Source organism: Methanophagales archaeon, assembly GCA_021159465.1.
Lineage (GTDB): Archaea > Halobacteriota > Syntropharchaeia > Alkanophagales > Methanospirareceae > G60ANME1.
In genome coordinates this window covers 1-4,922 of sequence record JAGGRR010000105.1, presented here as the reverse complement: position 1 = coordinate 4,922, position 4,922 = coordinate 1, and the positions used below count along the sequence as shown (strand labels likewise).

Annotated in this window: 2 protein-coding genes; both read left to right on the top strand. The window is 44.4% G+C overall.

Going from position 1 to position 4,922, the window contains the following annotated elements; all coding sequences use genetic code 11:
• Nucleotides 1-233 precede the first annotated feature (233 nt).
• Entirely contained in the window at nucleotides 234-1,454 is a 1,221-nt protein-coding gene (locus J7J01_05265) for a methionine adenosyltransferase (protein ID MCD6210288.1), read from the top strand.
• Nucleotides 1,455-2,095: 641 nt separating this feature from the next.
• Nucleotides 2,096-4,735, top strand: coding sequence for a hypothetical protein (locus tag J7J01_05260; protein MCD6210287.1), 2,640 nt, complete (start codon nucleotides 2,096-2,098; stop codon nucleotides 4,733-4,735).
• The last annotated feature ends 187 nt before the right edge of the window (nucleotides 4,736-4,922 follow it).

The following is a 4,922-nucleotide window of genomic DNA, read 5'->3' as shown; positions in this document are numbered from 1 at the left end:
GTTCTCAGGAAAACTTATAACTCCCTCTCCCACAATTGGATAAAAAACCCATTGCATTAGCTTTCATTCTCGTGGTGTTTTTTTATAGAATGTGGTTTATCGAGACTCCAAACTCTCACCGTGTTAGCGGTACTCTGGGGAGAATAATAGATAAAGTTTTGCAAGAGACTATAAAATTATTATTTAAGAATTGCGATAGAGATACGAAGAGAAGATATGGAGAAGATATGGATATGAGCAAGAATGAACAGAAGCGGAATATTAGAGTTGAGTTCATGAATAAGATGCCAGTGGAGGAGCAGAAAGTCGAGATGGTGGAGAGAAAAGGGCTGGGGCATCCGGACAGTTTATGCGATGGCATTGCTGATGCGCTCAGTGTGGCGCTATGCAGGGAGTATAAGAAACGATGTGGGATGATACTGCATCACAATACAGATAAAGTGCAGCTCGTGGCTGGCAGGTCAAATCCGAGATACGGTGGTGGTGAGGTCACATCTCCGATCTACATTATGCTGGGTGGCAGAGCGACACGTGAATGTGAAGGCGAAGAGATTCCGGTAGACGTGATTGCACTTCAGGCGGCACGTGAATATCTGAAACAGAACGTGCGTAATCTTGATGTTGACAGGCATGTGGTGGTGGATAGCAAACTGGGTAAAGGCTCTTCAGACCTGTTAACAGTATTTAAAGAGAAGGACCGGGAGATACCAGTGGCAAATGATACATCCTTTGGCGTTGCTCATGCGCCACTATCAGAGGCTGAATCTATTGCTCTCGATACAGAAGGCATGGTGATGTCAGATTATCGTTACAGAGAGAAAGCGATAGGGGAGGATATGAAAGTAATGGTACTCAGGCAGGGCGACAGAATAAACCTGACAGTAGGCGATGCGTTTGTATCTAAGTATGTGGAGGATTATGACCACTACGAGGCGATAAAAGAGGGTTTAAAAGAGTTTGTTACCGGTATCGCTACAAGATATACCGAAAGAGCAGTTACAACTCATATAAATCAAGCTGATACGCCTCACTCAGTCTATATGACGGTAACTGGTACATCTGCAGAGATGGGTGATGACGGTGCAGCGGGTCGAGGCAACCGCTGTAATGGACTTATCACACCGAATAGACCGATAAGCATGGAAGGAGCAGCGGGAAAGAATCCTGTGAACCATACAGGAAAAATCTATAATTTGCTCGCCATTAAAATAGCCAATGAGATCGTGGATAGAGTGGAGGGCGTTCAAGAGGTATATATAAAGATATTATCAGAGATAGGCAGACGAATAGATGACCCGAAGGTGGCAACAGCGCAAATTATATCACAGAGTAGTAGTACCGGCGCGGGGGTTGCAACGATCGAGAATAAAGTAGCACGGATAATGGATGATTGGCTCACAAACATAAACGAGATAACAGAGAAAGCGATCAGGGGCGAGTTGAAGACTTTTTAAACATCCCATGAAATAAGCTTAGCGAATCGCATATCCGCTTGTTGTTTGAGTGAGTCGGCTGCGAAGCGAGCGATAGCGAGCAGAGAGTAGGGAGCAGGGAGCAGGGTTATTTTCTGTTGTTGCTATTGTTATTATTACACCCCCGATAGGAACGGATCCAGTACACAAACATCTCTGTTCATTTGTTTTTATTTCGGAACATTGCAAATTATACTTTTATCTTCCATTTGATTCCTTGAATGATATTTTACTCAGGAATGTAGTGTCCAAATAACTCACGGAAGGTGAAAATTTTGGCGAAGCGAAACCGAAGCTTTTCACTCGTTGTTAGATGATAATGCAAACGAAAGAACAAATTAATCATTTCTCCTTTTTGGTATTCTCATATATCTTGGTGTCCTGTTCATATATTCACGATAGGCATCTCCATACTTCTCAAGGCAGAAGCGTTCTTCAGAACTTGCAAAACTAAGCAAAGAAATTTCATATACAGCGTAAAATAATAGAAAAACTCATGAAGCCGAAGCTATACACACACGATTATTTATTAGACAAATAAGTTTAGAATATTTTGTATTGAGATTCTTTTATAGTAAACCTTTTTATCTTTTATCCATACTTCCTATTACACTAACCAGAAGATGACGAGAGAAGAGGAGACAAAAGAGAAAGAGAAAGAGAAGGATACTATTTATCTCGTTCCGCACACGCATTATGATGCCATCTGGGTCTTTACAAAGGAGGATTACTTCTATATCAACCTTATGCTGATACTGCGGGAAGTTGCCAGGCTTGTTGAAGAGAGCAATTACAAGTTCCTTATTGAGCAGACTTTTCTGCTTGAGGAGCTGGAAAAGCGGTATCCTGAGCTATTCACACGGATTGCAGAACAGATAAAAAAGGGTAATATCGAGATTGCTGATGGTGAATACCTGATGGCAGATACAATGCTCCCGGACGGTGAGACGCTTATAAGAGAGATAGCGGAGGGTAAGAGATACGTGAAACAGAAGTTTGGTATTGACGTCCCGGTGATGTGGCAGGCAGATAGCTTTGGCTTGAATGCTCAGCTACCACAGATATACCGGAAATCCGGTTACAGGTATGTTGCATTCAGGAGAGGAGCCCCGAAGAGGAAGCCATCGGAATTCCTGTGGGAAGGGCTTGATGGTACACGGATTTTAACACACTGGATGCCGCTGGGTTACAGGGCGGGTCTGGACTTGACGAAGCTGGACGAGAGCTATAAGAAGCTGAAAGAGGTTGCTGCAACTTCACATATCCTGATGCCTTCCGGCAGTGGCGTTACACTACCACAGCCAGAGACCCCGGAGGTGGTGAATGCCTGGAATAAGGAGAGAGGGGATAGAGCAGAGATGAAGATAGCAACGCCCCGAGAATTCTTCGAATCACTGGAGACCGAGATAAAGGAGAAGGAACTGAAGCTGGAAGTGCGAAAAGGTGAGATGTACTCAGGGCGGTACTCGGAAGTCTTTCCGAATTGTAGTTCGAGCAGGGTGTGGATAAAACAGGGACTCTGTGAATACGAGAGCTGGTTGACATGTTGCGAACGATGGGCTACTCTTGCATCGCTCGTGGATAGTTATTTCCCTTCTGAAGAATTGAGGAACTGCTGGCGGAAGATACTGTTCATTGCGTTTCATGATGTCGTTCCTGGTACCGGTATGGACCGTGGTTATGATGATGTGAAGCAATATAAAGGCTTCATTACCGCCGAGATGTCCAATCGCTGCATTCATGTGCATTCACGAATAATAGAGAGTGAATCAGGGAAGGGAGGGAGTGCCGATATTGGTGATATAATAGTGTTTAACTCGCTCTCATGGGAAGTGAAGAACTGGATAGAGATGGATTTGAGATTTGATAAGGGCGAGGTGGTAACGATAAAAGGGTTAAAGAGTGGTGAAGAGGAGATAGATGTGGAGATAATAAAGTTCACAAGGTACGGAGATGACTCATTGCGATATGCACGGATAGGTTTCGTCCCCACTGTGCCTCCAATGGGGTATAAGGTGTATAAGATACTGGAACGAGAGCCCAAGCGGTATCCTTTTGACCCGAATTTCATACTCATCAGGGGTAATACGATAGAGAACAGGTTCTTTGGCGTGGAGATAGAGCCTGCTACGGGTCTTATAACAGTATATATTGATGAAGGCGAGAAGCACGAGGGGGTATGCATGGGAAACGAGTTAGTACTGGAGGAAGAAGCAGGTGACCTTTATTACCATCGGCAGGTGCTGGATATCCCCTTGAAGTCCGAGAGTGGAGAGGGAGTAAAATACGGTGCGTTCAGGGTAAAGAATTTTTACATAACGAAGAGCCCATTGCGACGAGTTATTCATGTGGAGACCGATTATTTCTCACTCCGCTGGCCTTATAGACTTACTGATAAACACCCGCCAATTATATGGCGACATAAATTCCTCGAATGTACAAAGAAGATAATCATTTACAAAGACATCCCGCGAATAGACTTCGTCACGAATGTGGTGGATAAACATCCAAGAGCACGACTCAGGGTCAGGTTCAACACAGCCATGAAATCACCTACATATGTCTGCGGCTCTCAGTTTGGCGCTGTATCGCGTCCAACAGATATGTGGTATTATAAGCCAGAGGATGGAGAGGAATGGGTTGAGAAGCCCTGTGGGGCATTTCCTTCTCTTAGATGGTTCGATTATTCAGATGCGGGTAAGGGCTTGGGCTTAACGGTGATACACTGTGGTACGCCTGAGAGCGAGGTGAGAGACGGCGCTCTATATTTAACATTACTCAGAAGCGTCTCTATGCTATCCTCTGATGGCAAGACCGGACCTGCAATCCCTGTACCGGATGCACGCGAGTTGAGAAGATATACATTCAGATATGCCATTTATCCACATCGTGGCGATTGGAAGAGCGCTTATAGCTACCGGCAGGCACAGGAGTTCAATTGTGCTCTTTATGGGATACAATTGAGAAGAGGTGAGAAACTCCCGCATGAGAACAGCTTCTTGACTATTAAGCCAGAGAATGTGGTTTTATCGGCATTAAAAGTTGCGGATGATGGTGATGGCATAATTCTGAGATTCTATGATGCAGCAGGAGAAGATACAGATGCAGAGATAACGTTCTTCAAAGAGCCCACTGAGGTCAAGGTTGTGAATCTACTGGAATATGAGGATGAAGAAGTTAGCAAAGGACTGCAGATAGAGGGTAAGCGTATAAAATTGAATGTAAAGCCTTTTGAGATTGTTACACTAAGATTGCGATTCTAAAATATGTGCATTTCGTATAACGGATTGGAGATATGTGAAGTTTGCGATAGCAAATTTGGGCGGAGTGCCGAAGGCGAAGCAACATATCCACATGTTGTCCAAGTGCGAAAGCACCAAAGCGAAGCTGAGAGTTCGGCTCGGCGACATCACGTCACTAACTCCGTTCTTTTGAATTTATCTGCGATTA